This is a genomic window from Amycolatopsis keratiniphila subsp. keratiniphila (assembly GCF_001620365.2).
GTDB classification, from domain to species: domain Bacteria; phylum Actinomycetota; class Actinomycetes; order Mycobacteriales; family Pseudonocardiaceae; genus Amycolatopsis; species Amycolatopsis keratiniphila.
Genome location: NZ_LQMT02000027.1, coordinates 15,237 through 40,969 on the forward strand (window position 1 = coordinate 15,237; position 25,733 = coordinate 40,969).

General features: G+C 69.5%; 21 protein-coding genes. 14 read left to right on the forward strand and 7 right to left on the reverse strand.

The genetic code is table 11. The annotated features are described in order from the left end of the window. Positions 1 to 147: 147 nt before the first annotated feature. The 9 genes from cydB to AVR91_RS27500 all read left to right on the forward strand — a co-directional run bounded on the left by cydB (position 148) and on the right by AVR91_RS27500 (position 12,353). Positions 148 to 1,155 carry a cytochrome d ubiquinol oxidase subunit II gene (gene cydB, locus AVR91_RS27460; protein ID WP_063275968.1) on the forward strand — a complete coding sequence of 336 codons (1,008 nt, stop codon included), beginning with the start codon at positions 148 to 150 and terminating at the stop codon, positions 1,153 to 1,155. Continuing rightward, positions 1,152 to 4,403, forward strand: a complete 3,252-nt coding sequence (cydD, locus tag AVR91_RS27465) for a thiol reductant ABC exporter subunit CydD (RefSeq protein ID WP_083737763.1) — start codon at positions 1,152 to 1,154, stop codon at positions 4,401 to 4,403. Before cydB ends, cydD begins: the two co-directional genes overlap by 4 nt. Positions 4,404 to 4,417: 14 nt before the next feature. After that, complete coding sequence (locus tag AVR91_RS27470) at positions 4,418 to 5,554, forward strand: GAF domain-containing sensor histidine kinase (protein WP_043847838.1); 1,137 nt, start codon at positions 4,418 to 4,420, stop codon at positions 5,552 to 5,554. Between the two features lie 83 nt (positions 5,555 to 5,637). Then, entirely contained in the window at positions 5,638 to 6,231 is a 594-nt protein-coding gene (locus tag AVR91_RS27475) for an excalibur calcium-binding domain-containing protein (RefSeq protein WP_063275901.1), read from the forward strand. After that, a complete protein-coding gene (locus tag AVR91_RS27480; RefSeq protein ID WP_063275902.1) occupies positions 6,228 to 6,848 on the forward strand; it encodes a class F sortase in 621 nt (206 codons plus the stop codon). Before AVR91_RS27475 ends, AVR91_RS27480 begins: the two co-directional genes overlap by 4 nt. 9 nt (positions 6,849 to 6,857) lie before the next feature. Next, positions 6,858 to 7,466: a histidine phosphatase family protein gene (locus AVR91_RS27485; RefSeq protein WP_063275903.1), complete on the forward strand. Its 609-nt coding sequence runs from the start codon at positions 6,858 to 6,860 to the stop codon at positions 7,464 to 7,466. Between the two features lie 42 nt (positions 7,467 to 7,508). Beyond that, positions 7,509 to 8,759: an HAD family hydrolase gene (locus tag AVR91_RS27490; RefSeq protein ID WP_063275904.1), complete on the forward strand. Its 1,251-nt coding sequence runs from the start codon at positions 7,509 to 7,511 to the stop codon at positions 8,757 to 8,759. Positions 8,760 to 8,832: 73 nt separating this feature from the next. Then, positions 8,833 to 10,050, forward strand: a complete 1,218-nt coding sequence (locus AVR91_RS27495; protein ID WP_143254120.1) for a hypothetical protein — start codon at positions 8,833 to 8,835, stop codon at positions 10,048 to 10,050. Positions 10,051 to 10,133: 83 nt separating this feature from the next. Then, positions 10,134 to 12,353 carry a hypothetical protein gene (locus tag AVR91_RS27500; protein WP_063275906.1) on the forward strand — a complete coding sequence of 740 codons (2,220 nt, stop codon included), beginning with the start codon at positions 10,134 to 10,136 and terminating at the stop codon, positions 12,351 to 12,353. On the opposite strand, the gene AVR91_RS27505 is transcribed toward AVR91_RS27500, so the two are convergent. The 4 genes from AVR91_RS27505 to AVR91_RS27520 form a co-directional block, all read right to left on the reverse strand. Next, positions 12,343 to 13,995: a hypothetical protein gene (locus tag AVR91_RS27505; RefSeq protein ID WP_063275907.1), complete on the reverse strand. Its 1,653-nt coding sequence runs from the start codon at positions 13,993 to 13,995 to the stop codon at positions 12,343 to 12,345. The genes AVR91_RS27500 and AVR91_RS27505 overlap by 11 nt on opposite strands. Next, complete coding sequence (locus AVR91_RS27510) at positions 13,995 to 14,621, reverse strand: response regulator (protein ID WP_016330621.1); 627 nt, start codon at positions 14,619 to 14,621, stop codon at positions 13,995 to 13,997. The genes AVR91_RS27505 and AVR91_RS27510 overlap by 1 nt, the downstream gene beginning before the upstream one ends. 9 nt (positions 14,622 to 14,630) lie before the next feature. Beyond that, positions 14,631 to 17,153 (reverse strand): M14 family zinc carboxypeptidase, encoded by a 2,523-nt coding sequence (locus tag AVR91_RS27515; protein ID WP_143254121.1) that lies wholly within the window; start codon positions 17,151 to 17,153, stop codon positions 14,631 to 14,633. Between the two features lie 68 nt (positions 17,154 to 17,221). Then, entirely contained in the window at positions 17,222 to 17,539 is a 318-nt protein-coding gene (locus AVR91_RS27520; RefSeq protein ID WP_063275908.1) for a nucleotide pyrophosphohydrolase, read from the reverse strand. Positions 17,540 to 17,689: 150 nt separating this feature from the next. Between AVR91_RS27520 and AVR91_RS27525 the strand changes: the two genes are divergently transcribed. From AVR91_RS27525 to AVR91_RS27535, 3 genes are all read left to right on the forward strand, one after another. Further along, the gene (locus AVR91_RS27525; RefSeq protein WP_063275909.1) at positions 17,690 to 18,583 is read left to right on the forward strand and encodes a nitrate- and nitrite sensing domain-containing protein; all 894 of its coding nucleotides are present in this window, start codon (positions 17,690 to 17,692) and stop codon (positions 18,581 to 18,583) included. Then, a complete protein-coding gene (locus AVR91_RS27530; protein WP_143254122.1) occupies positions 18,580 to 19,887 on the forward strand; it encodes a hypothetical protein in 1,308 nt (435 codons plus the stop codon). The genes AVR91_RS27525 and AVR91_RS27530 overlap by 4 nt, the downstream gene beginning before the upstream one ends. A 176-nt stretch (positions 19,888 to 20,063) precedes the next feature. Further along, positions 20,064 to 21,617 carry a DUF1841 family protein gene (locus AVR91_RS27535; RefSeq protein WP_063275910.1) on the forward strand — a complete coding sequence of 518 codons (1,554 nt, stop codon included), beginning with the start codon at positions 20,064 to 20,066 and terminating at the stop codon, positions 21,615 to 21,617. Between the two features lie 11 nt (positions 21,618 to 21,628). On the opposite strand, the gene AVR91_RS43425 is transcribed toward AVR91_RS27535, so the two are convergent. The 3 genes from AVR91_RS43425 to AVR91_RS27545 form a co-directional block, all read right to left on the reverse strand. Then, entirely contained in the window at positions 21,629 to 21,799 is a 171-nt protein-coding gene (locus AVR91_RS43425) for a hypothetical protein (protein WP_170064567.1), read from the reverse strand. 264 nt (positions 21,800 to 22,063) lie between these two features. Continuing rightward, the gene (coaA, locus tag AVR91_RS27540; protein WP_038507400.1) at positions 22,064 to 22,996 is read right to left on the reverse strand and encodes a type I pantothenate kinase; all 933 of its coding nucleotides are present in this window, start codon (positions 22,994 to 22,996) and stop codon (positions 22,064 to 22,066) included. 158 nt (positions 22,997 to 23,154) lie between these two features. Beyond that, entirely contained in the window at positions 23,155 to 23,796 is a 642-nt protein-coding gene (locus AVR91_RS27545) for a macro domain-containing protein (RefSeq protein ID WP_063275911.1), read from the reverse strand. 97 nt (positions 23,797 to 23,893) lie between these two features. Here AVR91_RS27545 and pheA point away from each other — a divergent pair, with 97 nt between their 5' ends. Next, complete coding sequence (gene pheA / locus AVR91_RS27550) at positions 23,894 to 24,802, forward strand: prephenate dehydratase (RefSeq protein WP_063275912.1); 909 nt, start codon at positions 23,894 to 23,896, stop codon at positions 24,800 to 24,802. Next, a complete protein-coding gene (locus tag AVR91_RS27555) occupies positions 24,799 to 25,419 on the forward strand; it encodes a histidine phosphatase family protein (protein ID WP_063275913.1) in 621 nt (206 codons plus the stop codon). Before pheA ends, AVR91_RS27555 begins: the two co-directional genes overlap by 4 nt. Positions 25,420 to 25,733 lie beyond the last annotated feature (314 nt).

Genomic DNA, 25,733 nt, shown 5'->3' on the forward strand with positions numbered 1-25,733 from the left:
GCGGCCCCGAGCGGCAGGGGCACGTTGCGAAAGCCACTTTCGCAACGCTCAAGGTTGCGAAAGTGGCTTTCGCAACCCTCGGGCCGGCTCCGCGACAGGCCACCGGGCCGAAGCACGCGAAGTGAACGAAGCAAGCAGGAGCATCCGATGACCCTCGAAACGATCTGGTTCTGCGTCATCGCCCTGTTCTGGCTCGGCTACCTCTTCCTCGAAGGTTTCGACTTCGGCGTCGGCATGCTCATGCCGGTCCTCGCGAAGGACAACACCGAGCGCCGCGTCATGGTCAACACGATCGGCCCGGTCTGGGACGGCAACGAGGTCTGGCTGATCGTCGCCGGCGGCGCGATGTTCGCCGCGTTCCCCGGCTGGTACGCGTCGCTGTTCTCGGCCGCGTACCTGCCGCTCCTGGTGGTCCTGCTCGCCCTCATCGGCCGCGGCGTCGCGTTCGAGTACCGCGGCAAGGTCGACTCCGACCGTTGGCGCCGCAACTGGGACCGCGTCATCGGCATCGGCTCGTGGATCCCGCCGTTCGGTGTGGGACTGCTCCTCGCCACCACCGTCCTCGGTCTCCCGCTCGACGCGGACGGCAATCGCGTCGGCGGCCCGTTCGCCGCCCTCAGCCTCGAAACGCTGCTCGGCGCGATCGCGGTCGTCGGGTTCTCGCTGGTCCACGGCGCCGCGTTCCTCGCGCTCAAAACCGAAGGCGACCTCCGCCACCGGGCGCGGAACCTGGCAGGCCGCCTGCTCCCGGTCGCGCTCCTGCCACTGCTCGCGTTCCTCATCGTCGTGCAGTTGCGCTCGGGCGACCTGTGGACGCTGTTCCTCATCGGCGTCGCGGTCGTCGCCGCGGTGCTCGCGTGGTTCAAGATCCGCATGGGCCGCGAAGGCCAGGCGTTCGCCGCGCTCGGCGGGGTGATCGCGACCTCCGCCGTCGCGATCTTCGTCGCGCTGTACCCGAACGTCTTGCCGTCCACTTTGGACGCCGCGAACACGTTGACGATCGCGGGTGAGGCGTCGAGCCCGTACACGCTGACCGTGATGACCTGGGTCGCGCTGTTCGGCGCCCCGGCCGTCCTGATCTACCAAGGCTGGACGTACTGGGTGTTCCGCAAGCGCATCGGCACCCGGCACATCCCACCGGTGCACGCACCATGACCGAACTTCCCGGCCGCGACACCCTTTCCGCCACGGAGTCCACAATGGACCCAGCGCGACCGGGGAAGGGTCCGCTCGGCGCGCTGGCTCCGCTTTCGAGTGCGGCGCGCCGGGCGTTGATCCTCAGTGGAATCCTCTCTTTCATCAATGCTCTGTTGCTGGTGGGACAGGCGTTCCTGCTGGCCGACGTCCTCTCCGCGGTCGTCCGCGGAACACCGGGGGACCGCGCCGCCCAGCTGGCCGTGCTGCTCGCGCTCGTCGCAGGGCGCGCGCTGACCGGCTGGGCGGTGCGGATCGTTTCCGTTCGCGCGGCCGCCCGCGCGAAGGAGGAGTTGCGCGCCAAAGCCCTCGATCACGCCTTGAAACTCGGCCCGGAATGGATCGCGCGCCGCGGCCACGGCGAGCTGACGTCGTTGACCACCAAGGGACTCGACGCGCTCGACGCCTATTTCACCCAGTACCTCCCGGCTCTGGTGACCGCCGCGATCGTGCCGCTCGCCGCCGGCGTCGCGATCCTGTTCGCCGACTGGCCGTCGGCCCTGCTCGTCGCGATCACCGTGCCGCTGGTGCCGCTGTTCGCCATCCTGATCGGCAAGCACACCGCCGAACGGGTCGCCGAAGCCGCCGACGCCGAACAACGGCTGTCGGGGCATCTGCTGGAACTCGTCCGCGCGCTGCCGATCCTCAGCGCGTTCCGTCGCGCCGGGGCGCAGGCCGAGACGGTCCGGAAGATCTCCGAACGCCATCGCCGCACCACACTCAAGACGCTGAAGGTCGCCTTCGCGTCGGCGTTCGCACTCGAACTGATCGCGACGCTTTCGGTCGCGCTGGTCGCGGTCGTCATCGGCGTCCGGCTCGTCTCCGGCGACCTGTCGCTGGCCATCGGGCTCGGTGTGCTGATCCTCGTACCGGAGTGCTACCAGCCGCTGCGTGCGGTCGGCGCCGCGTTCCACGCCAGCGAAGACGGTGTCGAGGCCGTGCGCCGGGTCGCGGACGTGCTCGCGGAACCCTTGCCGTCCAACGGCTCCGCGACTCCGGCCAAGGGCGAGGTCCACGTCGGGGGACTGCGTGTCGCCAGGCGGGGCGGATTCGCGCCCGACGGTGAGACGTTCAGCGTCCGGCCCGGCGAGATCACCTGGCTGCGCGCGCCCAGTGGCGGCGGCAAGTCGACGACGCTCGCCACGCTGCTCGGCTTCGTGCAGGCCCACGACGGGACGATCACCGTCGGCGGCACGGACCTCGCCGACGCAGACCTGGAGCGCTGGCGCGCGAACGTCGCCTGGGTGCCGCAGTCGCCGGTGTTCGGCGGGGGCACGGTCCTCGACGAGGTCGGCGCGGAAGACATCCTCGGCGAACTCGGGCTGACCGGACTCGCCGACCGGCCGGTTTCGAAGCTGTCGCAGGGACAACGCCAGCGTGTCGCGGTGGCGCGGGCGCTGGTGCGGATCCGGTCGGGCGCGTGGCTGCTGCTGCTCGACGAACCCACCGCGCACCTCGACGAGGTCAACGCCGCGCGCGTCATGGCCGCCGTCCGCGCGGCCGTGGACAACGGTGCCGCCGCGATCATCGCCGCCCACGAACGCGGCTCCGGTGTCGACATATCGACCGCGAATGGGGTCGAAGCCGGCGCCACCGCGGAAACCCGGGAAGTCCGGCCACTGCCTTGGCGCGAACTGCTGCATCCCAGGTTCTTCGGTGGCGCGTTGCTCGGCGCCGCCGCGTTGCTCGCCGGGGTCGCACTGACCGCGCTTTCGGGCTGGTTGATCGCCAAGGCGTCGCAACAGCCGCCGATCCTGACTCTGACGGTGATGATCGTCGGCGTGCGAACGTTCGGCCTTGGCCGCGCGGGGCTGCGTTACCTCGAACGGCTGGTCACGCACGACGCCGCGTTCCGGATCGCCGGATCCCTGCGTGTCCGGCTGTGGGAGTCGCTGGTGCGGCTCGGCCCGGCACGGGCACTTCGAGCGGGTGAAGAGCAGCGTCGGCTGGTCGGCGACACCGACACCGTGCGTGACCTGCTTCCGCGCGTGATCACTCCGCTGATCGTGGTCGCGCTGGTGGCCGTCGGCGCGGTCGCGGTCCAGGCCGCGGTGCTGCCCGAAGCCGGGCTCGCGCTGGCGGCGGCCGTGCTGGTGAGCGCGTTCGCGCCGCTGCTCGCGCTCCGGGCCGAACGCCGCGCGACCAGTGCGCTGGCCGCCGGACGGCGTTCGGTGTCGGCGCAGGTGCTGAGCCTGTTCGAGGCCGCCGCCGAACTGATCGCGTACGGGGCCGACAAAGAGCGTCGTCGACGAATCGCCACGACCGACGCCGCGCTGACCGCCGAGGCCCGTCGGCAGGCCTTCGGCGCGGGCGCGGCCGACGCCCTGATCATCCTGGCGACGGGGGCCGCCACCGTCGTGAGCACCGGGTTCGCCGTGAGCGCCGTCGCCGCCGGCGCGCTGAACCCGGTGCTCGCGCCTGTGGTCGCCTTGGTGCCGCTCGCGCTGGCGGAGGTCCTCTCCCTTCTTCCGCCCGCCGCGCAGCACTGGGACACCCTGCGCCAGGCCCGTCTGCGCCTCGCCGAGTGTCAGGAAAGGGTCGTTCAGGACGAAAAACGTCAGGAACGACCCTTTCCTGACACCGGCGGGGTGCGGATCCGCAACGCCGACCTCGGCTGGCCCGGCGCCGAGCACCCGGTCCTCACCGGCGTCGACCTCGACATCGCGCCCGGCACGCACGTCGCCGTCGTCGGCCCGAGCGGCGCCGGGAAGTCGACGCTCGTCGCGGCCCTGCTCGGCTTCCTCCAGCCGAGCAAGGGCGACGTCGCCGCACCCGCGAACGTCGCCTGGGCGCCGCAGGAACCGATGCTCGTCTCGACCACGGTCGCCGAGAACCTGCGCCTCGCCAAACCGACGGCGTCCGAGGCCGACCTGCGAAAAGCCTTGTACGAAGCCGTTCTCGAAGACGTCGAGCTCACCACGATGCTGGACAGCGCCGGGGCGGGTCTTTCGGGCGGGCAGGCACAGCGGGTCGCGCTGGCGCGGGCCGTGCTGGGCGCCGAGCAGGCCGATCTCGTCCTGCTCGACGAGCCCACCGCCCACCTCGACGAGCCGACCGCGCGCACCGTCCGCGAACGGCTCGGCGAGGCACTCGCCGGGAAGACCGTCGTCCACGTCACGCACCACGCCGTCGAAGCCGAGGAAGCGGACGTGATCCTGGAGGTCCGAGAGGGCCGCGTCACAGCGCGCGCCTTGGCCGGAGCCGACTAATGTCGATAGCGCTCATGGATCCCACGCTTGCCGCGCGCGCACTGTCCGCCGCCACCGAGATCACCGGCACCGCCCTGTCCGGTGACGACCCGGGTGACGTGCTGGAGACCGTGGTCGCCCGCGCCGTCGAACTGGCCGAGGCCGACCTCGGTCTCGTCATGGTGCGCGCGGACGACGGCCAGGTGGTCGCCGAGGCCGCGCACGGGGCCACCACCCAAGGCCTGCGCGGGCTGGCCTTTTCCGCCGATTCCGCGGCAGGCCAGGTCGCCCGCGGCGGTGGGCCGGTGGTCAGCGAGGACTTCACCGTCGATCCGCGCACGGCGCCGTTCGTGCCGCCGGAACTGCAGGGCTTCGGGCCGTTCGCCGCTTCGGCGTTCGGCGCGGGCGGGCGCGTCCTCGGCGCGCTCACCGTGTACCGCCGCCACGGCGGGGAACCGTTCTCCGCCAGCACGGTCGAGGTGCTCACCGCGTTCGCCGCGCAGGCGGGCGTGGTGCTCGCGCTGGCGGAGGGCGCCAACGCCCGGCACCGCGTGACCCTCTACCAAGAGCGTGAACGCATCGCGCGCGAACTGCACGACGTCATCGTGCAGCGCCTCTACGGCGCCGGGATGCAGCTCGACCGCGTCCGCAAGAACATGCGGAAACGCTTCGCGCAGGCCGACGGCGCGCGGCTGTCCGAGGCGATCGACCAGCTCGACCAGACCATCGAAGAGATCCGTGGCACCGTGCGCGCCCTGCGCAGCCCGGAACCGGCGAACCAGGCCGTCACCGCCACAGACCTCGCCGAGTCCGCGCGGGGCGAGGTGCGCATCGCGGGCGAGCTCCTCGGCTACCCGCCGACCCTCGAACTGTCGGGCGAGCTCGCCGACATCCCCGCCGAGCAGGCGGACCACATCCGCGCCGCCCTGCGCGAAGCACTGTCCAATGTGGTCAGACACTCCGGAGCGAGCGAAACCCGCGTGACGCTCAGCCGCGACGCGGAAGGCGTCAAACTCCGTGTGCGGGACAACGGATCCGGGGTCCCGCAGGGGGTCGCCAAACGCGGTCTCCGTCATCTCGCGGAACGCGCGACGACGTCGGGCGGGCGTTTTTCGATCAATTCTTCCCCGAGTCTGGGGACTTTGGTCGCTTTCGACGTTCCGCTCGACTGAACCGTGTAACGGCTGGGGCCGGGGCGCGACTCTATGTGCATCGAACGCGCCCCGAGCGCGGATTCCCAGCGAAAGGACTCCCTATGTCCTCGGTTCGTCGCGCCCTCGGCACGGCCGTCATCCTTGCCGGATTCTCCTTGTTCGGCCCCGCTTCCGTCGCGTTCGCGCTGGCCGAAGCGCCCGCGATCGCCGATCTGAACTGTCGTGACTTCCAGTATCAGGAAGACGCGCAGGCCGAACTCGAAAAAGATCGGTCCGATCCGCACAACCTGGACGATGACAATGACGGAATCGCCTGTGAAACGCGGCCCAAGCGTGGCACGGCAACGAGTAAAACGATCACGCCCGTCCCCGTGCCGACGTTCAAGGACAAGGATTGCGCCGATTTCCCCTCGCAGGCCGCCGCACAGGCCGAGCTCAAGAAGAACCCGCGAGACCCGCACAAGCTCGACGGTGATCACGACGGATACGCCTGCGAATCCCGGTTCGGGGAACCCGCGAAATCCGGTCAGGTGAAGGTGAAACCCGTCGGCGGCGTCGCGACCGGCGGCGGGGACGCCGTCGAAGGCAACGGTGGGTTCCTGGAGGTCACCGCGGTCGCGTTGACCGGCGCCGCGTTGCTGACCGTTTCGGCCGCGGGCGCGTCCCTGGTCCTTCGGCGGCGTGCGGAGCGATGATCCGGCCTTCCTGGCGCCGGTGGCCGGTTCCGCTGGTCGTCGGCACGCTCATCGGGGTGGTGCTCGCGGCCGCGCTGACCGCGTGCGCCGTCCCTCCGCCGGGCAAGGTCGCGTCACCGGCGCCGCCTTCCCCGGTGTCTTCCGTCGCGGAGGCGCCTCCGCTGGCGCCCGCGAAACCGGCCAGGCTCGAGATCCCGGCGATCGGGGTCCGCACCGGCGCGATCGTCGACCTCGGCCTGGCCGGTGACGGCACCCTGGAGGTGCCGCACGACGCGGTCACCACCGGCTGGTTCACCGGCGGCCCGGCGCCGGGCGAGGTCGGGCCCGCCGTCCTCGCCGGGCACGTCGACTACAAGAAGGTCCCCGGCGTCTTCGTCCGGCTCAAGGAGCTGAAGGCGGGCGACGAGGCTCTCGTCCACCGCGAGGACGGGATCACCGCGGTGTTCACCGTGTACGCCGTCGAGCGGCATCCGAAGGTGTCCTTCCCCACTGAGAAGGTCTACGGCGACACGACCGGGCCCGAACTGCGCCTGATCACCTGCGGCGGGGATTTCGACTCCTCGACCGGCAACTACCTCGACAACGTCGTCGCCTTCGCGAAACTGACGCGCGTTTAGATTCTCCGGATGCGCACCGTCTACGTCGTCACGCATCCGGAGGCCACGCATCACGTCGATCGCCTGGTGGGTGGGTGGTACGACTCCGAACTCACCCCCGCGGGTGAACGCGCGGCCGCCGCCGTCGCCGAGTCGCTGCGCGCGAAGGTGCCGGACGAGGTGGAGCTCTACGCCTCGGATCTGCGCCGCACCGCGCGGACCGCGGAACTGATCGGCGAACGGCTCGGCGTGACCCCGGTCCTGGACCGGCGGCTGCGCGAGAAGTCGTACGGGGAAGCCGGAGGCAAACCGCAGGCTTGGCTGGACAGCCGGTTCGTCCCGCCTCCCGCCGTGGGCGAGCGGCTGGGACACGACGAAGGAATCCCCGGCGCCGAAACGAAAGGCGCGATGGCGGCGAGGGTCTACTCGGCCATGGAGTCGATCCTGGGAAGCCCGTGCGAGCACCAGATCGTCGTCACGCACGGTGGCGCGCTGACCTTCGTGATCGCCGCGTGGATCCGGATGCCGCTCGAAGCGGCCGGATACGTCGACTTCCGCGGGTCACCCGGCAGCGTCACCGTGCTGCGTGAGGACGACTACTTCCACAACCGGCAGGTCGTGACGCTCGCCGGGAAATGAAAGGATCTCCCCGGACCGTCGAAGACCATGTGGGGAGATGACATGCCGAGGTTCCTGCGAGCAATGGCCCTTGCCGCCGCCGTGGCGGTCGTACCGGTGACCGTGCCCGGCACGGCCACGGCATCGATCGCGCCGCCCTGCCCGCAGCTGCGGTTGGCCGACCACTGGTACGGCGACAACGCGGCGAAGATCCAGCAGGTCATCTGCGGTAAGAAGCACGGCGAGCGGCCGGTCGCCGTATTCGATTGGGACAACACGGTCATCAAGAACGACATCTCCGACCAGACCGTCTTCTGGATGATCCGGCACGACAAGGTCCTCCAGCCGCGTGACAAGGACTGGCGCACGACCAGCCGCTACATGACCGACGCCGGCGCGAACGCGCTGAGCAAGGCGTGCGGCACCGCGACCCCGGCCGGAAAGCCGCTTCGCACCAGCAAGAACGTCGCCTGCGCCGACGAGCTCCTCTCGGTGCGGAAGAGCGCGAAGACGACCACCGGCGAAGAGGTCTTCGCGGGGAACAACCGGCGGTACATGGAGGCGGCCTACGCCTGGGTCGCGCAGATCAACGCCGGATACCGCCCGGACGAGGTTCGCGCGATCGCCCGGCAGGCCAGGGCCGCGGCGTTGCTGGCGCCGGTCGGGGCCACCCAGAAGGTCGGTTCGAGCACCCAGGTCGCGTGGATCCGGTACTACCCGGAGATCAAGGACCTGATCGCGACGCTGAACAAAGCGGGCTTCTCGACCTGGGTCGTTTCCGCCTCACCCAAGGAATTCGCTGACGTGTGGGGCTCCGCCGTCGGCATCCCGCCGAGCCGCACGCTCGGGATCTACTCGCAGACCACGAACGGCCGGATCAACGGACACCTCGAAGGTTGCGGCGGGCACGCCGACGGCGCCGACGAGATCATGACCTACATCGACGGCAAACGGTGCTACATCAACGAACGCATCCTCGGGATCCGCGGCGCGAAGGCGATGGAACCGGCGCCGGCGGACAAACGGCAGGTGCTCGCCGGCGGCGACGCGACCACCGACGTCACGATGCTGCGCGACGCCACCGGAGTCCGCGTCACGCTCAACCGCAACAAGGACGAGCTGATGTGCCGCGCCTACGACAACGCGGACGGGAAGTGGGCGGTGAACCCGATGTTCATCGAGCCCTTCCCGGCGCTGAGCCGCACCTACCCGTGCTCGACGTCGGCGTACGAAAACGCCGACGGCACACACGGTCCGGTGCTGCGCGACGACGGCACGGTCATCCCGGACCAGCGGGACACCGTTCATCCCTGAGCGGGTTCACGATTCGCTGGAGTGAGTGAGTAATTCTGTTAAAGTCGCCATAAGGTCGTGGAAGGGGAGAGACATGACTGCAGAGGCGATGATTCTCGGCTATAGTGCTACGACACTTGGCTTGGTTCTGGTTGTTCTCACTGTTCATGCGGGTTCATGGATGGTCCTGCTAGACGGTTTGGTGCGGTTCGGCGCAAGAGTTTTTTATGGCGAGGAGTTTTACGGTAAAAGTTCAACGTGGAGGAAATTCGCCCGAGTGGTGTGGCTTGTCTTCGGAATCATCGTGGCTCTTTCTGTAGCGGAGACGGTTGCGATCGGTTTCGCGTTTCTGAGTTGGCGCGTGACTCTGACTCTTCCGCTGTTCTTAGGGATCTTGGCCGCCCCGGTGGTTTATGTGCTCCTCTACCTGGCGTCGGTCGGCTGGATTTACGGGCGAATCCGTTCGCGTATGGACGAGGAGGCCGTGACCGTTCCGGGGATCGAGGACATCAAGGGCCTGATCAGGGAGTTTGCCGTGTCCAGGGCCCGTGATCGAGGAGTTTCGTTGTTCTTGGTCTTTGGCGCCGTCCTGCCCGCGATCTGGGCGGGCGTGGTGTACTCGATCGAGGTTTTCCCGGTAGGAGGGCGCACCGGCCCTGAAGCCGCAAAGCTCGGTTTTGCGACCGCATTGAGTGCCAGTGTGGCTCTCCTCTGGATTGGCCTGATTAAATGGTTTCTCCGTATTTCGTCTCCGCAGCAAGGATTGATCGATGATTCATTCTCTATTCTTGAATTCCTTGCCATGCGGCGGCCGGACGAGTCTTACCGGCGACCGCCGCATCTGCCCTGGTCCTTCCGTGCGTCCCGGTCGCGGAACCTGATGCATGAAATGGGCTTCGGTCTGGCGCGCCATGTCGAACGGTATGTCCGCGGAACTGAGCGCCGTCTCACTCCGCACGACTACGAGCGCCTGCGAACCACATATCAGGACGTCGCCTGGGCGCTTCGGAGTGAATCCATCGGCGCTGCGCGGAGCGCAGAGAACACGCAAAGGTATCGAGAACTCGTCATTGCGGGGTTGGCACTGGTCTCCGTGGAGGAGTTCAATTTGCTTCCCGACCGGTACGCGTCGCTAGTGGCGAACGTGCCGGAGCAGCCGGTCACCCGGCCACGCTGGCAACGGTGGGTGGAGACAGCCGACACGGTTCTGCAGCGAGGCCGCGCGTTCATCAGCGTTCTGATCGTGATGGCAGGCATTCTCTTCTTCCTGGTGACCGGACAAGTGGCCGAACTGCTGGGCCTCGTCAAGTAGCCGTAGGACCCCTGCCTCACGGTGAGTGACGTGCATGATCCGCGCTGCTAGCGTGTCGGATACAGCTGTGAGGGGGTTTACAGGTGACCGATCCGTTTCAGGCGGAGCTCGTCAAACAGACAGTCGCGCTGGTGTTCACCGGTGGGGGCAAGGTCGCCGAGTACCTCTGGAAGAAGCTTTCGGGGCGGCGGGACGAGAAACGCCTGCGTTCCGACCCGGCCGCGCTGGAGGCCGCGGTTCGCCGCCTGGCCGCGGAAGATCCCGCCGTGGCGGGGGAATTGCGCGAGCTGGTCGGAAGCATGCTCGCGATGGGTCACGACCGGCCGCGGATCGTGCCCCGGTCACCGAACCTGTTCGACCGCGTCGGCGCTCAGGCTCAGCTGGGCGGCACGGGCGTCGTGGTGCTCTCCGGCCCCTCCGGGGTGGGCAAGACGACGCTCGCCGAGCACTACGGGACACGCTCCGGCGGGGCGTATCCCGATGGCGCGCTGCTGATCGACCTCGCGGACCATCGCGACGGCCCGGGCGCGCCGTTGAGGATCAGCCAGGTGCGGGAGGCCGTACTCCAGGCGTTGGGCGTGGAGCCGAAGCTCATCACGCCCGGTGCCGGGGAACTGAAGACCCAGTACAACGACGTCCTCGGGCCGTTGCGCCTGCTTCTGGTCTTCGACTCGGTCGAGAACGTCCGCGATCTCCAGGCGCTGGTGCCTCCGGCGCCGATGAGCCTGGTGCTCGCGTTGACGGAAGGGCCGTCCGACGAGCTCGTGACGCAGTATCCCCGGCATGTACCCCTCAGCAGGCTCGAAGAGGGTGCGGATCGGATGCTTTTCGAAGCGATCGCGGGGACCGACCTCCTCGCCGCCGATCCCGAAGGCGCGCTCGAAGTCCTCGTCGAATGTGACCGTTTCCCGGCGACGGTGGTCGCCGCCGCGATCGCGGCGAGGCAGCGGGCGGCACTGGCGGCTCGGCCGCTCCAGCTCCTCGCGAAGGAACTGAGCAGCGGGCGCGCACTCGGTCCCGTGAGTGCCGCCTTCGATCGGGTTCTCGCCGGGCTCCCGGCGCGGGAACGGGATCTTTGCCTGGCGCTGAGCGGAATTCCGGGACCGAGCTTCACGCACGAGGCGGCAGCGGCTGTCGCCGGTTGCGAACCGTTCGAGGTCCTCGACGGGCTGGTGCATCTCCAGTCGGTCTTCTTCGTGACCGAGGAGCCCGGCAAGCGCCTGCGGCTGACCAAACAGGCGAGGCAGGCGCTCACTCGCGCGGGGCATGAGGGGGACGGCGAGGGATTCCCGCGGCTCGTGCGTTTCCACCGCACCAGAGCGGTGCAGGCGGATCACTGGAAGATGGGCGACCGGCGGCTGAGGCTGTACGACCAGACGCTGCCGGAGGGCACCCGGCCCTTGGACCTCGCCCCTGGGCAGGACGCGATCGATCTGCTGGTCGCCGAAATCCCGACGTACCGCGCGCTGGCGAAACCGGCCCACGACGCCGGGCTCCATCGCGAGCTGACGCAGATCTGCGGCGCCTTGGAAATCGTCGGGCTGCACCGGGGACATCTGCGCGAACTCGCGGAGATCAACGAACAGGGGATCGCGAGCGCGGAGGCCCTCGGCGACGTCCCGCTCCAGTTGAGGACCATCGCACAGCAGGCACGGCTGCACTCGTTGCTTCAGGAGTTTCCGCGGGCGGAGAAGGAGTTCGGCAAGCTGGGAGAGCTGCTGCGACGGCTCGAGTCGCCCGAGACCGAAACGAATCGGCAGCTGCGGGCGTCGCTTTGGGAGTTCCGCGGGCTCTTCCACCGGGAACGAGGCCAGTACACCGAGGCGTCGGCGTGTTTCTTCGAGGCGCTGAAGATCAGCCGGACGTTGGGCGGGCTTCCCTTCCGAGGGCAAGGGCTGCACGCGAGGATGCTCGCCAACGTCCAGGTGCTGCTCGGGGACCTCGCCGGGGCGTTCCAGCTGTTGGAAGAAGCCGAGGCGAACACGGACCCCGGCAACAAACGTGACCTCGCCCAGGTGTGGCTGGTGCGGGCGAAGGCGCTGAGCCGATCGGGGACGGCGGAGGCCGCGCGGCAGGCGCTCGATCTGGTACCGGAGGTCTGGCGCATGGTGGCTCCGACGGGGAGCGATCAGTACGACCTGGAGATCGCCGAGGCACTCGGGGACGCCGCTTGGGCCGCCGGGGACTTCGGCAAGGCACGCGAATACTGGTCCGGCGTCTGGCAGCGGTTGCAAGCGGTCAAGCACCCGCGTGCGGGCGGGGTGCACGCCAAGATCTACACCGAGCCGCCGCTCATCCGGTGAGCACCGAGGCGACGACGTTCCGGACGTGGTGGCCCTCCCGCACGCGGAACGACCCGGTCGCCGGGAGGTTTCGGCTCCTGCGCCAGTAATAGGCGGAAATCGCGGCCAGCGGCTCACCTCGCGTGGTGAGTTCGACGACCGGTTCCCCGGCACTCCAGAGCAGACACCGCTCCGCGCCGATCCCGGCGATGAGCCCGGCATCGGGACGGCGCTGGGCGATTTCCCTTGCCCAGCCGTCGAATTCCGCATCCTCACCGGTGAACTCGCAGTAGACCGCGGCGGCACCTTCGAGTTCGTCCAAAGTGGACAGTTCCTCGTGGGCGACGACATGGCGATCGAGGGAGCCGGACCGTCCGGTCTGTTCGGTGGGGAACCGGGAAACCGTCAGATGGTCCGCGTGCTGCCGAACCTCGACGGAGAACGTCGCGGGCTCCGTGACGTCCGGCACCGGATCGGGAACGGGGAGGAAGACCGCCCGGGTCTCCGGCTCCGTGAGCCGCATCAGTTCGTAGAGAACGGGACGAAGAAGCTCCGCGCACTTGCCGGAGAACTCGACCGCCTGCGCCGCGACCTCGGTGAGCGGTCCCGCGGCGCACGCCTGGTCGACCTGTTCGCGTAGATCGCGTTCCTGGTCGAGCCGCGGGGCCCTGGTCAGTAGTTCCGCGAGCGGGGAATCCGGCACCACGGTGGCGGGTTCCCGGCTGCCGATCAGCACCGGGATCCGCGCGGCGGCCGCGTACAGCGCGATGGAGCCGCCGTCGGAGATCAGGCAATCCGCGGAAACGACGGTCGCCTGCCAGCCGCGTTGGGGCGGGATCACGGCGAGCCCCGCTCGCCGGGCCCGCGACAGCCACGCGCGGAGCTGCCACGGACTGTGCGCGGCCCAAGCGCCCGGATGCGCGATGAGGCTGAACTTGTACTCGTCGACGGGGAGCTCGGTGAGCAGCCGTGCGGGCAGGCCCGGATCGGTGCCCAGCAGGGAATCGGGCCCCCAGGTGGAGGCCAGCACGACATGTTTGCGGTCACGGACGTCGAGCAGGCGCCGGTAGCGGGCCGCGCGGTTGAGACTGGCGAGCATCCGGTCGTGACAGGGGTCGCCGACCACGACGGCGTGCGGTTCGGCTTGCGGACAGGTCCGCCGGAGATAGCGCAGCTGATTGCTGTGCGAAAGGCCGATCCGGCTGGGGACGACCTGACCGTCGCGGACCAGCCGCGCCGGGTTCAGTCCGGAAATGACCGTCTGGTGCGGGTAGTGCTTCTGGTGTCCGATGCCGTGCGGCACGAGCAGGACGGGCGCGTTCACCCGGTGGAGTTCGTCGTTCTCGCTGGCGGCGATCGCCAGGTCGAACCGGGTCTCGACGGCCTGCTCCCAGGAGATGACCTTCGCGTCCAGCGAGGCGAGGAACTCACCGACCCCGGAGGAAAGGATCGCTGGCTCGCGCTCGTTGTGGGTGAAGACGATCTGGACCCGCGGATCGTCTTTCAGCAGCGACACGACGTCGAGCAGCCGGGTCAGGGTGGTGACGGTGCGGACGACGACCAGGACGCGGTGGGAGAACCGGACCGTGAGCCACTGGTCGAACTCGGGATCGACCGGGACCTTCGCCCAAAACGACGGGGGGGGGGTACCTTTTTCGCGCACTACCTGTCCCGGCGCGCGATCCACGCCGCGGCCTGCGTGCGGCGCTGCATGCCCAGCTTCGCGAGCACGGACGTCACGTAGTTCTTCACCGTCTTCTCGGCGAGGAACAGGCGCTCCGCGATCTCACGGTTGGACATGCCCTGCCCGATCAGGTCCAGCACCTCGCGCTCGCGTTCGGTGAGCGAGCCGAGTTCGTCCTCGGGCGGATGCCGCAGCTTGTCGAGCACCCGCGCCGTCGACAGCGGGTCGAGCAGCGACCGGCCCGCCGCGACCTCGCGGACCGCGTTGACGACGTCCTGACCGCGGACCTGTTTCAGCAGGTAACCGGCCGCACCCGCCATGATCGCGCCGACCATGGCCTCCTCGTCGTCGAACGCGGTCAGCATCAGGCACTGCGGCGGGTTCGGCTTCGAGCGCAGCTCGCGGCAGAGCGCGATGCCGTCGCCGTCGCCGAGCCGCACGTCGACCACGGCGACGTCCGGCTCGACGTGCATCGCCACGGCGAGCGCCTCGTCCACCCCGCTCGCCTCGGCGACCACCTCGATGTCGGGCTCGTCGGTGAGGAGGTCACGCAGACCGCGCCGCACCACCTCGTGGTCGTCGATGAGCAGCACCTGGATCGGCATACCCCCACGTTACTTCGAGGCCGCCCAGTAAACCGCCTTGGCCACCTGCGAGTACAAGCCCTTCGGGTGATCGCGGAACAGCGGTTCGGTACCGAACAGCACTGCCCGCCCGCCGAGCCCGGTAGTCCCGGACACGACGGCCGCCTGGCCCGCCGCCTGCAGTGGCCCGCCGGTCCCGTCGTCCCGGGTCCGCCAATGCCCCGCGACCAGGGGGTTCCCGCTCGCGTAGCGCTGTTCGACGGTGACCGAGGAGCCGAGATCGGTGAACCAGAACGGCCCGTAGACGAACGAGTCCGGCAGCGCGCCGGCACCGACCGGGCCGGTCCCGTTGACGACCGAAACGACGCCGTTCCCGTCCTCCCAGCCCGCCACCGGACGTGCTTCGAGAAGCCCCGCGTCGGTGTTGAACCGCGCGCCCGTGGCACCGCGGGTGACCACGCCGCCGCGGGTGAGGAAGGCACGCAAAGCGTCCTTCGCGGCCGGAGTGAGGTCGGTGTACCGCAGTCCCGATGAGACGAACAGCAGGTCCACCCTGGACCAGTCGAAGCCCGCGTTGAGCACCGCCGCCGACACCGGCCGCACGTCGAAGCCCATGTCCCGCAGCGCTTTCAGCTCGTCCGCCCCGACGGCGGCCGCGATCGTCTTGCGGCTCAGCGGGGTCGCCGTCCCGTGTGCCTCGGTGAACCGGACGCCGTAGCGGTCCGCCACCTCGGCGGCGGCCGGGCGGGCCGACGCGGGGACGACGATCGTGCCGTCGTCCGTGCGGCCGAGGGCGAGGCCCCGGTTCAGCAGGTCGTTGATGGCACTGACGTCCTTGGCGTCGACCAGCTTCAGCGCGAGGTCCCGGCCGGGTGCGGCGTCGACGCCACCGGTCGGCGACGCCGCGACGACGTCGTGCGCACGGACGTCGAGCCTGCCCTGCTTCACGATGTCGACCGACGCGCCCCAGAGCAGGCGATGGCTCCAGCCGGAGATGTCGTACATGACCGGCACCTTCGCCGAGATGTCGCTACCCTGCTCCAGCATCACGTTCGCCAGCCCGCGTTTCGGCTGGTGCATGTCGACCAGGTACGAACCTGCCGGGTAGCGGCGTCCCGCCAGCGAGAACGGGCGATCGGCCTGCCGCACCCGGACGTCGTTGGCCACCAGATGGTCGACCAGCCGGGAAGCGGCGACGGCCGAACGCTGGTCGGCCCCGGTGGGGATGACGTACGCCCGCGGGAACTCCGTGCGGTAGCGGTCTTCCGGCCCGAAACCGGGCACGAACCCGTCGGGGATCTCGCGCTGCGCTTCACCGGCCGTGCCGCGGCGGAACATCTCGATCTGGTTCGCGATGAGTTCGCCGCGGTTGCGGTCGACGTAGCTCAGCGTGCTGCCGATGGTGGCCTCGACGACCTCGGTGTTGATCACCGCGCGCCGCTGGAGTTCCGCCACCGGCTGGTTTTCGTAGTCCGCGTTGTTCACCCGCATCGGGATTTCGATCGTGAACGACACCGCGCCGTGGTACATCGCGTACTGGGCGGTGTAGATCGGTGCCCAGCCGTCCCAGCTGCCGGGGTCGTAGTCGCGGAACGGGATCTCCGGCTTCGCCGTCTCCGGGCGCCCGAGCGCCTTGACCGCCTGCTCCATGCCGAGCCCGTTGGCGTACCCGTGCTTGATGTAGAGGTCGAAGTCGTAGTTCTGGCCGTGCGGCGGCGTGGTCGGCTCGATGAGCGTGTTCTCGACGTAGCCGTGTTCGTCCAGCATCATCAGCGGCTGCTTGCCGATCGCGATCCCGCGCATGGCCCGCACCTCCGGCTGCGACGCGGTCACGAAGTCGCGGTTGGGGTCGAAGCCCTGCGACGTCTGCCGCGTGCCTGCGACGCGGCCGTCCGGATTGGCCGTGACGTTGAAGTAGAAGCGGTTCCGCTTCAGCAGTTCGACGGTCTTGGGATCGTTCGACGTCGCCAGCTTCTCGATGACGCGGAGCGCGCCGTCGGTGCCTTCCCATTCGTTGCCGTGGATGTTGTTGTTGATCCACACCGGCGCCTTGTAACCGTGGCGCAGGAACGGGTCGCGCGCGGCCCGCGCCGGATCGTTCTCGATCAGCGACCGCCAGGCGTCCTGCCGTCGCGTCTCGGACCGGCTCTCCGGCGCGGTCAGCGTCACCAGGTAGAGGTCGCGGCCCAACCCGGACTGCCCGGCGATCTCGACCGAGATCCGGTCACTGCGCGCCTGCAACGCGTTCAGCTTCGGCGCGATCGCGTGATACGGCGCCAGCCCGAGCTTGATCGACTTGTCGGCCGTGTTCTCCGGATACACGCGCAGCTTCGTCTTGCGCGGATACCCCGAATGGTCACCCGCGACGTTCTCGCCCGCCGCGGCCCGCGCGACGCTCATCGGCGGGTCGGTCGCGGCCACCTCGTTGCGCTCCGGCCCGTTGCCGGGATCGCGATGCGGCGCCGTCGGCGGTGGCGCCGCGTACGCCGGCGCGGCGACCGCGCTCAGTGACAGCATCAGGGCCAGGAACACGGTGCGAGCCGAACGCGACAAGGGCCACCTCCAGGGACGTCGGCACAGTGTTTCCGCCGAACGAACGCCCCACAAGACCCGAAAGGCGGCTAACCGGGCGCCGGGAACCGGTGTTCGTTCCGATCGATCTTGGCGTTGGCCGCCTCGATCAGGTCCACCCCGAGGCTGTTCGCCAGCTGGAGGAGATACAGCGTGACGTCGGCGATCTCGTCGACGACGTTGTGCGCCAGCTCGGGATCGGAGCGCCACTCCGCCGATTCCTCCGGGGTGAGCCACTGGAACAGCGAAGTCAGCTCACCGACTTCCCCGGACAGCGCCATGACCAGGTTCTTCGGGGTATGGAACGGTTCCCAGGCCCGTGCCGCGGCGAAGTCGCGGAGGCGCTGGTTGAGGTCGTCGAGAGTCACGTGCCGTGCCTACCAGATCGTCACGGTGCGCTAACGGCCGTATGGCGGACGAGCGTTGACGTGCAATTTGCAACTTGCATAGCGTCGCTGGGCGTCGGGGAACGATCCGGAAGGAAAGTCTTGACGTACCAGCGAAGCCTTCGGTCTCGCATGCTCTCCATCGCGTTCGTGCCGAGCGCGGCCTTGGTGCTCGTCGCGTTGTTCATCGGCGGATTCCTCGTCCAGCAGGCCATCCAGGACCGCGACGACGCCGAGAGCGGGGCCATCACCCTGGCCGAAGCGAGCCGAGGGATCGCGTCGCTGCAGCGGGAGCGGGCGGTCGCGTTGCGGGCGCCGGGCAGCCGTTCCGCCACATACACCGCGTACGCCGACCGCATCGACACTTCGCTTTCCTCCTTGCGCGAGGTCGCGCGGGCCGCTCCGGACGCCGAAGTCGGCTTTCAGCAGACGATCGCCGTCGAGCTGCTCACCGCCGTCGAAGGCATGGACCGCAGCGATTCCCTCGCGGTCGCCGGGATCGACGACGAGGGGCGGCGCGACTACGCCGCGGCCGTGGGCGCTTACCGGTCCAGGCTCGACGCCGTCGCCGGAAAGCTGACGGAAAGTAGCCGACGGACCTACCGCGAACTCGTCGGGAGCGTGGACTGGAGCCGGTTCGGCGCGGTCGAAACCGCGTTGAGCGCGGCCACGCCGCCGCCCGTCGGCCAGGACGCCTGGCGTGTCGCGGCCGGCGTCGTCGGCCGGACCCTCGGCGATCTCGCCGCACGCCAGATCGAGCACTCGGCGCAGCTCGCGATCGACGGCGGACGCCGGGTGCTGAGCGGCGCCCTCGCCGCCGCCGCGGCGATTTCGCTGCTCGCGGTGGTGGTGATGGCGATCGTCATGCAGCTGGCCAAGCGGCTTCCGATCCCGATCATCCGCTGTCCGTCCCGGCTCGACGCGGTGCCGCTGACCTGGTCACACCTGGTGAGCGATTACGCCGAAAAGAGCACGCTGTTGGCCCACACGAGTCGGCGAAGCGGTCGGGCAGACTTGTCCGGGTGAGTTCCCCGACGGATCTGCGCCCCTACCTGCGTACTTTGGACGCGGAAACGCTGGCGGACCTGCTGCACGCCCAGGCCGAGCGTGACCCTGAGTTACGGCAGGCTCTGGAGAACCGTTTCGCCACCCAGGGGAGTGATGTCGCCGAGGCGCACCGCCTCCTCGACACCGCCGTGCTGGCGGGCAACGTCGAGTACGCCGCGAAGGTCGGCTCCGTCCTCGACACGCTTCAGCGGCTTCTCGACGCCGGCAGCCGGGCCGACCTCGCGCCGCTCGCCCGCCGGACCGTGGACGACATCAGCGAGATGCTGGAGCAGATCGACGACACCTCGGGCGAGGTCGCGGACCGGCTGGACCGGGCCGTCGAGCTGTACGCGCGGGCCTGTGCGGCCCGTCCGCCGGATCCCGAAAGCCTGGCCGCCTGGATCCTCGAGGTCGAGTTCGACGGGCCCGGCCGGCCCGTCATCGAGCTGGCCGACTTCGCCTCCGCCTTGGGGGAAAAGGGAATCGCGCGGATACGGTCCACTGTGGACGCGGTACTGGCGGAGCGGCCGTCCGGTGCGAAACGCGAGACGGCCGAGCGGCTGCGCGAGGAGCTGGCGGAGGTGTCCGGCGACGTCGACGCGCTCGTCGCGATCCTCGCCGCCAAACCGCCGCGGGTGGACGTCAGCCTCAAGATCGTGCGCGTGCTGCGCGCGGCGGGACGGCACAGCGAGGCCATCGCGCACGCGGCGCGGGCACTCACCCACGACAAGAAGGAAGAAGCGCCTCAGGCGGAAAAAGATCCTTTGTCGCGTAAGGACTTCGACGAGAACCCGACGGCCGCCACCTACCTCGCCCTGCGCGAGGAGTCGTTGGAAGCGGGGCGCTGGGTCGCCCAGCGGAAGACCGCGCTGGCCCGTCTGCGTGAACTCGCCGCCGGCAGCACCCCGGCCGCCGACGAACTCGTCCGCGCGTTGCTCGGCGAGGACCGCGCCGACGAGGCATGGCGGGCGGCGGTGCGGTTCGAGGCCTCTTTGCCGATGCGTGTCGAACTCGCGGACGCGCGTTCCGTCGCCCATCCCGCCGAAACCATTCCCGTGTATCGGGACCATGTCGAAGAATTGATCACGCGGAAAGATCCGCACTCCTACCGCGAGGCGGCCCGGCAACTGCGCAAACTGCGCACGGTGCACAAAAAGGCCGGTATGGCCGAAGAATTCAGCTCGTACCTCGGCACATTGGTGGAAATACACAAACGCAAGACCCGGCTGATCGCCGAGGTCAAGGCGGCGAGAATCGCGATTCCGAAACCGGTCGGCGCGTAACCGCTCTCGCCGGCCGTCGTTATTCGAGTGAACCGAGGAAACCCGGCGAAGAAGGTCGAAGTCGCGGTGGTCCTGTAACCGGTTTCCGTCCGCGTCCTCCCCGCGGACGGGACCCGTGTTCCGCGCCCAGGGCCACCGCGACGAGCCCGATCGGGCCCGCGTGAAAACATGTCGCCATGAGTCCGGTCAGCCGTGCCCGCAAGAAGGCAGCCCAGCCCTCCACCCCGAGTGTGACGGGCCTCTTCAAGGACGTCCTCCGGGACTTCTCGACCCTTGGCGCCGAACCCGAGGTGCTCGACGTCGAGCTGCTGACGTCCGAGGTGCTCGGCCAGTGGTGGGACATCGAGGTCGAGGAGGACGAGACGCCACTGGGCCTGGAGCTCATCGCGTTCGCCGAGCGGAAGATCACCCCCGCCGCGGCCGCGCTGCTCGCCGCATTGCGCGTCTTCGCCGAGACCGAGGAGGAGCGCGAGGCGGCCGCTTCGGCGCTCGGCACCGTGCTGGGCCGCGGGATCCCGGAGCCGGAGTGGGCCGGGGACCTCGCCGCGGTGACCGTGGGGGACTGCTGGCGGACCGGCGACGTCTTCGGTGACGAGTCCTCCCTGCTCTGCGTGTTCTCCCGCGGCGGTGTCGAGCACGGCCTGCTCGCCCTGGTCGACTTCGCCGAGGGCGGCCGGATCCGCGACGTCGTCGTGGTCGACAAACCGCAGGACGTGCTGGCCGAGATGCGCCAGCAGGCCGCCGACGACCCGGACCTGGTCACGCTGGAGCGGGTGCTGCCCGAGCGGGCCCACCAGCTGCTCGCGGACGGCCTCGCCGCGACGGACGTCGTCGAAGAACCCGACGTCAGCGAGGATTACGCGCGGTTCCACGCGCTCGCGCTGGCCTGGATCCGGGCGCTTCCCGAGCCCGAACCGTCGCCCGAGATCTCCGAATGGCCCGAGCAGGTCCGCGAAGAGGTCGTCGCCGACTTCATCGGCTCCGGACTCGTGGAGGACACGGACGCGACGCGGTTCTACGCGCGCCTGCTCGTCGATTACGGCTGCGAGACCGAGCCGGGCAGCCCGCTGCGGGTCGGGCCCGAGAAGCTCGCCCGGTTCCTCGAATCGCTGCTGGACGGCGAGTTCGAGATCGACGAGGCCTACGAAGACGCGCTGGAGCCCGCCCTGCTCGGCTGGGTCACCTGGGCCGCCGACCGCGCCGGGCTGCCCGAGGCCGCGCGGGTGGCGCTGCTGGAGAGCGCGACCGAGTTCCTGGAGGAGTTCGCGCAGGACGAGGACTCGGCGTTGGACGTCTACTTCGACGGCTCGGAAGGGATCGAAGACCCGGCGGAACTCGCGGACGCGCTGGCGCGCCGGATGTTCGCCGTCCCGACGGTCTACGCGGAGATCGGCGACGAGGAGCTGGAACTCGAGCCCGCCGACCCCGAACAGCGCCGCCTGCTGGTGATCGGCGAGCACCCCGAGTACCACGAGGCGCTGGCGGAGGAGACCTTCGACGGCGAGCCGAGGATGCGGCTCGCGCTCAAGACCACGATCGTCGACCAGCTCTGGGACGACGAGCCCGCCGAGGTCTGGCAGGCCGTGCTGCGGCTGAGCGAGACCGGGCAGGAGCGCGAGGAGATCTTCGACCGCCTCATCGAAGCGTTGTCCGCCCAGCTCACCGAAGCGGGCGAACACGAGATGGACTACGACGTCGACGACTACCGGAAGGCGCTCGACGAGCTCTGAGCGCCGGAGGCTCAGCTCAGCGGAGCCGCGGGGGAGCCCTTGGTCTCGGCGACTTGGGGCTTCTTCCGGCGGCGGTCCCCTCGGGCGTCGTCGAAGTCGACGACGAAGGCGCCGGCGGCCATGGCCACCAGGAGTGCGAGTCCGAGAATCGAGCCGACCCAGGTCAGGATGATCGAGAACATCGTGACCCTCCTCCCTGCTCAAGGTCCTTTCGAGACCTTTCGTTCCCCTGACACAAGGGTCGCGGTGGGGGGCGGTAGCCGGTATCGGCCAACCGGTTACACGTACTGAGCGTGGATCGGCCGATCGGCCGAGGAAACCCGCTCGGCGACAGCGGTGCGCGACGAGAGGACATCACCGGCTCGCCGGTGGTGCGAAGGCTCCTGCTTGTGAGGGAACGGCGGGGAGCGGGAAACCCGCGATCGTCCGGTTACGCGGTGTGTCGATCAGAGCTTGCGCAGCCGGACCCGGTTGATCGTGTGGTCGGCGTCCTTGCGGAGCACGAGCGTCGCCCGCGGCCGCGTCGGTTTGATGTTCTCCATCAGGTTCGGCTCGTTGATCGTGTGCCACAGGTGGCGCGCCTCGGCCCGGGCTTCGTCGTCCGGAAGGCCGGCGAAGTGGTGGAAGTGCGACGCCGGGTCCGCGAAGGCGGTGTGCCGCAGCTTGAGGAAGCGCTCGATGTACCAGCGTTCGATGTCGCTCGTCGGCGCGTCCACGTAGATCGAGAAGTCGAACAGATCGGAGACGGTGAGCCGGGGGCCGGGCTGGAGGACGTTCAGCCCTTCGAGGATCAGGATGTCGGGCTGCTGAACGACCTGTTCCTCGTCGGGAAGGATGTCGTAGGCGAGGTGCGAGTACACCGGCGCGCTGACCCGTTCGGCCCCGGACTTCACCTCGGTGACGAACCGCAGCAGCGCCCGCCGGTCGTAGCTCTCCGGGAAACCCTTGCGGTGCATGATTCCGCGCCGGACGAGCTCGGCCCGCGGGTAGAGGAACCCGTCGGTGGTGACCAGGTCGACCCTGGGGTGATCCGGCCAGCGGGCGAGCAGGGTGCGCAGGATGCGCGCGGTGGTCGACTTGCCGACGGCGACGCTCCCGGCGATGCCGATGATGTAGGGCACCTTGGTGCCCCGGCTGTCCTCACCGAGGAAGGTGGTGGTGGCTTCGTACAACCGTTGCCGGGCGGCGACCTGGAGATTGATCAGCCGGGAGAGCGGGAGGTAGACCTCGGCGACCTCGGCCAGGTCGACCTGTTCACCGAGACCGCGCAGCCGCAGCAGTTCCGCGGCGGTCAGCGGCAGGGGAGTCGACCTGCGCAACTCGCGCCACTGCTCACGGTGCAGCTCGACGTAGGGACTGAGCTCACGGACCCGCGGCATCGCACACTCCTCGCCCGTCGCCTGCGCTGGCGCCGTACAAAAACCGTGTTGACGAGTTCTCGGCGGGTGAACGTGCCTCGAACCGGATGAAGCCGCTTTAACGGTAGGGCTTACGGCTCGTGAACGCGCCGCGATGTGATGTAGCCCGCTTCGGGGCGCTACCGTCCGTTACGAGGACGACCGGGCGTGAAGACCTCGTCCCAGGCCGCGGCGACCTGCCGGGCGCAGGAGGCGGGGGCGACTCCGCCGACGCCGGTACCGAGCCCCGGCATCGCGATCGTGTGCACGAGATCACGGACGCGGCCCTGGTCGAGACGGCCGTCGCGCCACTGCTGGAACACCGCGCGGGCGGCCAGGTACGGGTGCACGGTGTCGCGCGGGAGGCGTTCGCCGGGTTCCCGCATCGTCGGCGCGCTGATCAGCCAGGCGGGCTCCGCCTCGCCGGTCGGCACGATCACCGCTTCGCCGATCGGCAGCTCGCCGCCGTGGTAGGCGAGGACCGCGCTGCGGACGTTCTGCTCGACGCCGGGATACGCGCGGGCGTAGACGGCGTCGATGCCGCCACGCATCCAGCCGTAGGAGTTCGCGGGGCTGACGACGGCCTGCGCGACGACGTCGAGCACGGAGCCGCGGTGCACGAAGACCCGGCCGTCCACGGTGTCCGCGACGGTCGTCCAGGCTTCGGCGAGCAGGTCATCGACGGCGCACAGCACCAGCTCCGGAGTGGGATGGTCCGGCACGGGAGCGAAAGAGGAGCCGCCATCCTGGTGGCCGGTGTGGGTGCCCGGTTCGGCGGTCACGCCCTAAGCATGGCAAAAAAAGCCACCCGGCGTAACCGGTGCGCGTACCGGCTGTCCGAGTGAAAGTCGCCACCCGCGCCGTGCGTAATCTGGCGGGGTGTCACGGATCGCCTACTTCGGCCCCCAGGGAACCTTCACCGAACAGGCCGCGCGCCGGCTCGCCTCCGGTGAGGAGCTGATCCCCGCGGAGACCATCCCGGCGGCACTGGCCGCGGTGCGCTCGGGCGCGGCCGACGCGGCCTGTGTCCCGATCGAGAACTCGGTGGAGGGCGCGGTCACCGCCACCCTCGACAGCCTGAGCGAGGCCGAGCCGCTGGTCGCGGTGGCGGAGGTGCTGCTGCCCGTCCACTTCAGCGTGCTGACCCGGCCGGGGACGACCGAGATCCGCACCGTGGCGAGCCATCCGCACGCGCTCGCCCAGGTCCGTCACTGGGTCGAGGCGAACCTGCCCGGCGCGCATCCGGTCGCGACGTCGTCCACGGCGGCGGCCGCGGTCGCGGTGGCCGAGGGCGAGTTCGACGCGGCCGTGACCGCGCCGGTCGCGGTCGAGCACTATCCGCTGGAGGTGCGGGCCACCGAGGTCGCCGACGTCCGCGACGCCAAGACCCGGTTCCTGCTGGTCCGCGCCCCCGGCGAGCTGCCGGAGCCGACCGGGGCCGACCGCACGTCCATCGTCGCCGCCGCCACGAACCGGACCGGCGCCCTGGCGGAGCTGCTCACCGAACTGGCGGTCCGCGGGATCAACCTGACCAAACTGGACGCCCGCCCGACCAGGAACAACTTCGGCGAGTACCGCTTCTTCATCGACTTCGAGGGGCACGTGGCCGAGCCCCGGATCGGCGACGCGCTGGCCGCGTTGCGCCGCCGGTGCCGCAACGTGCGGTTCCTCGGCTCCCACCCGCGCGCGGACAACGGCACGACCGAGATCGAGCCGGGCGCCGCCAACGAGGATTTCACCGACGCGATCGACTGGGTCCAGTCGGTACGGAAGGGAGCACAGGCGTGAAACTTCTCCTCGTCCGCCACGGCCAGACCGACGGCAACGTGCGCGGCGCGCTCGACACCGCGCTCCCGGGGCCGCCGCTCACCGAGCTGGGCCGCGAGCAGGCGCGGGACCTCGCGAACCGGCTGGACGGCGAGCCGATCGTCGCCGTCTACGCCTCGCAGGCGATCCGGGCCCAGCAGACCGCCGCGCCGCTGGCCGCCAAGCTCGGCCTTGACGTCCAGGTCCTCGACGGCGTGCACGAGGTCGCCGCGGGCGACCTCGAAGGCAAGACGGACAAGGACTCGATCACCACCTACATGAGCGTCGTGCGCCGGTGGACCCTCGGCGAACTCGACCCGCCGATCCCCGGCGGCGAGACCGGCGCGCAGGTCCGCGCCCGGCTGCTCGACGCGGTCACCCGGCTGCGCGCCAAGCACGAGCAGGCCGACCCCGACGGCACGGTGGTGCTGGTGAGCCACGGCGGCGCGATCCGGCTGGGCGGCGAATGGCTCGCCGGGAACGTGACCGCGGAGATCGCCAACCAGGGCCTCATCCCGAACACCGGCATCGTCGAACTCGTCGGGACCGCCGCCGGCTGGACCTGCCTCACCTGGGCGGAAACCACCGTCGAACCCTGACCGGGGACTGTCAGGTCTCGGCTGGGAACGCAGGTGCGGGCGTGCGTAAGGACGTAAGTCGCGTGATCAGGTACGTAACTCGCGTGACTGGAAGCGGCACTCGCGAGTTCCGCCGCTGATCACGCGTGTTCCGGCTTCGAACACGCGAGTGCGGCGCCACCGCACGCCTTGTGAGTGTTAAGGACGGTTAAGGCCAAGGGTGTCTCCGCGGTGGGTTGCGAAAGCCACTTTCGCAACCTTCAACGTTGCGAAAGTGGCTTTCGCAACGTCGGCCGTGGCCGGGCCCGGTGCCACCCTGGCGATCATGTCGCGAA

What these genes read in the sequence shown, in the direction of transcription:
- AVR91_RS27495 (WP_143254120.1), top strand. Translation starts at nt 8,833, where the DNA reads ATGACTGCAGAGGCGATGATTCTCGGCTATAGTGCTACGACACTTGGC.
- AVR91_RS27535 (WP_063275910.1), top strand. Translation starts at nt 20,064, where the DNA reads ATGAGTCCGGTCAGCCGTGCCCGCAAGAAGGCAGCCCAGCCCTCCACC.
- AVR91_RS27480 (WP_063275902.1), top strand. Translation starts at nt 6,228, where the DNA reads ATGATCCGGCCTTCCTGGCGCCGGTGGCCGGTTCCGCTGGTCGTCGGC.
- AVR91_RS27485 (WP_063275903.1), top strand. Translation starts at nt 6,858, where the DNA reads ATGCGCACCGTCTACGTCGTCACGCATCCGGAGGCCACGCATCACGTC.
- AVR91_RS27475 (WP_063275901.1), top strand. Translation starts at nt 5,638, where the DNA reads ATGTCCTCGGTTCGTCGCGCCCTCGGCACGGCCGTCATCCTTGCCGGA.
- AVR91_RS27490 (WP_063275904.1), top strand. Translation starts at nt 7,509, where the DNA reads ATGCCGAGGTTCCTGCGAGCAATGGCCCTTGCCGCCGCCGTGGCGGTC.
- AVR91_RS27525 (WP_063275909.1), top strand. Translation starts at nt 17,690, where the DNA reads ATGCTCTCCATCGCGTTCGTGCCGAGCGCGGCCTTGGTGCTCGTCGCG.
- cydD (WP_083737763.1), top strand. Translation starts at nt 1,152, where the DNA reads ATGACCGAACTTCCCGGCCGCGACACCCTTTCCGCCACGGAGTCCACA.
- AVR91_RS43425 (WP_170064567.1), bottom strand. Translation starts at nt 21,799, where the DNA reads ATGTTCTCGATCATCCTGACCTGGGTCGGCTCGATTCTCGGACTCGCA.
- AVR91_RS27510 (WP_016330621.1), bottom strand. Translation starts at nt 14,621, where the DNA reads ATGCCGATCCAGGTGCTGCTCATCGACGACCACGAGGTGGTGCGGCGC.
- cydB (WP_063275968.1), top strand. Translation starts at nt 148, where the DNA reads ATGACCCTCGAAACGATCTGGTTCTGCGTCATCGCCCTGTTCTGGCTC.
- AVR91_RS27470 (WP_043847838.1), top strand. Translation starts at nt 4,418, where the DNA reads ATGGATCCCACGCTTGCCGCGCGCGCACTGTCCGCCGCCACCGAGATC.
- coaA (WP_038507400.1), bottom strand. Translation starts at nt 22,996, where the DNA reads ATGCCGCGGGTCCGTGAGCTCAGTCCCTACGTCGAGCTGCACCGTGAG.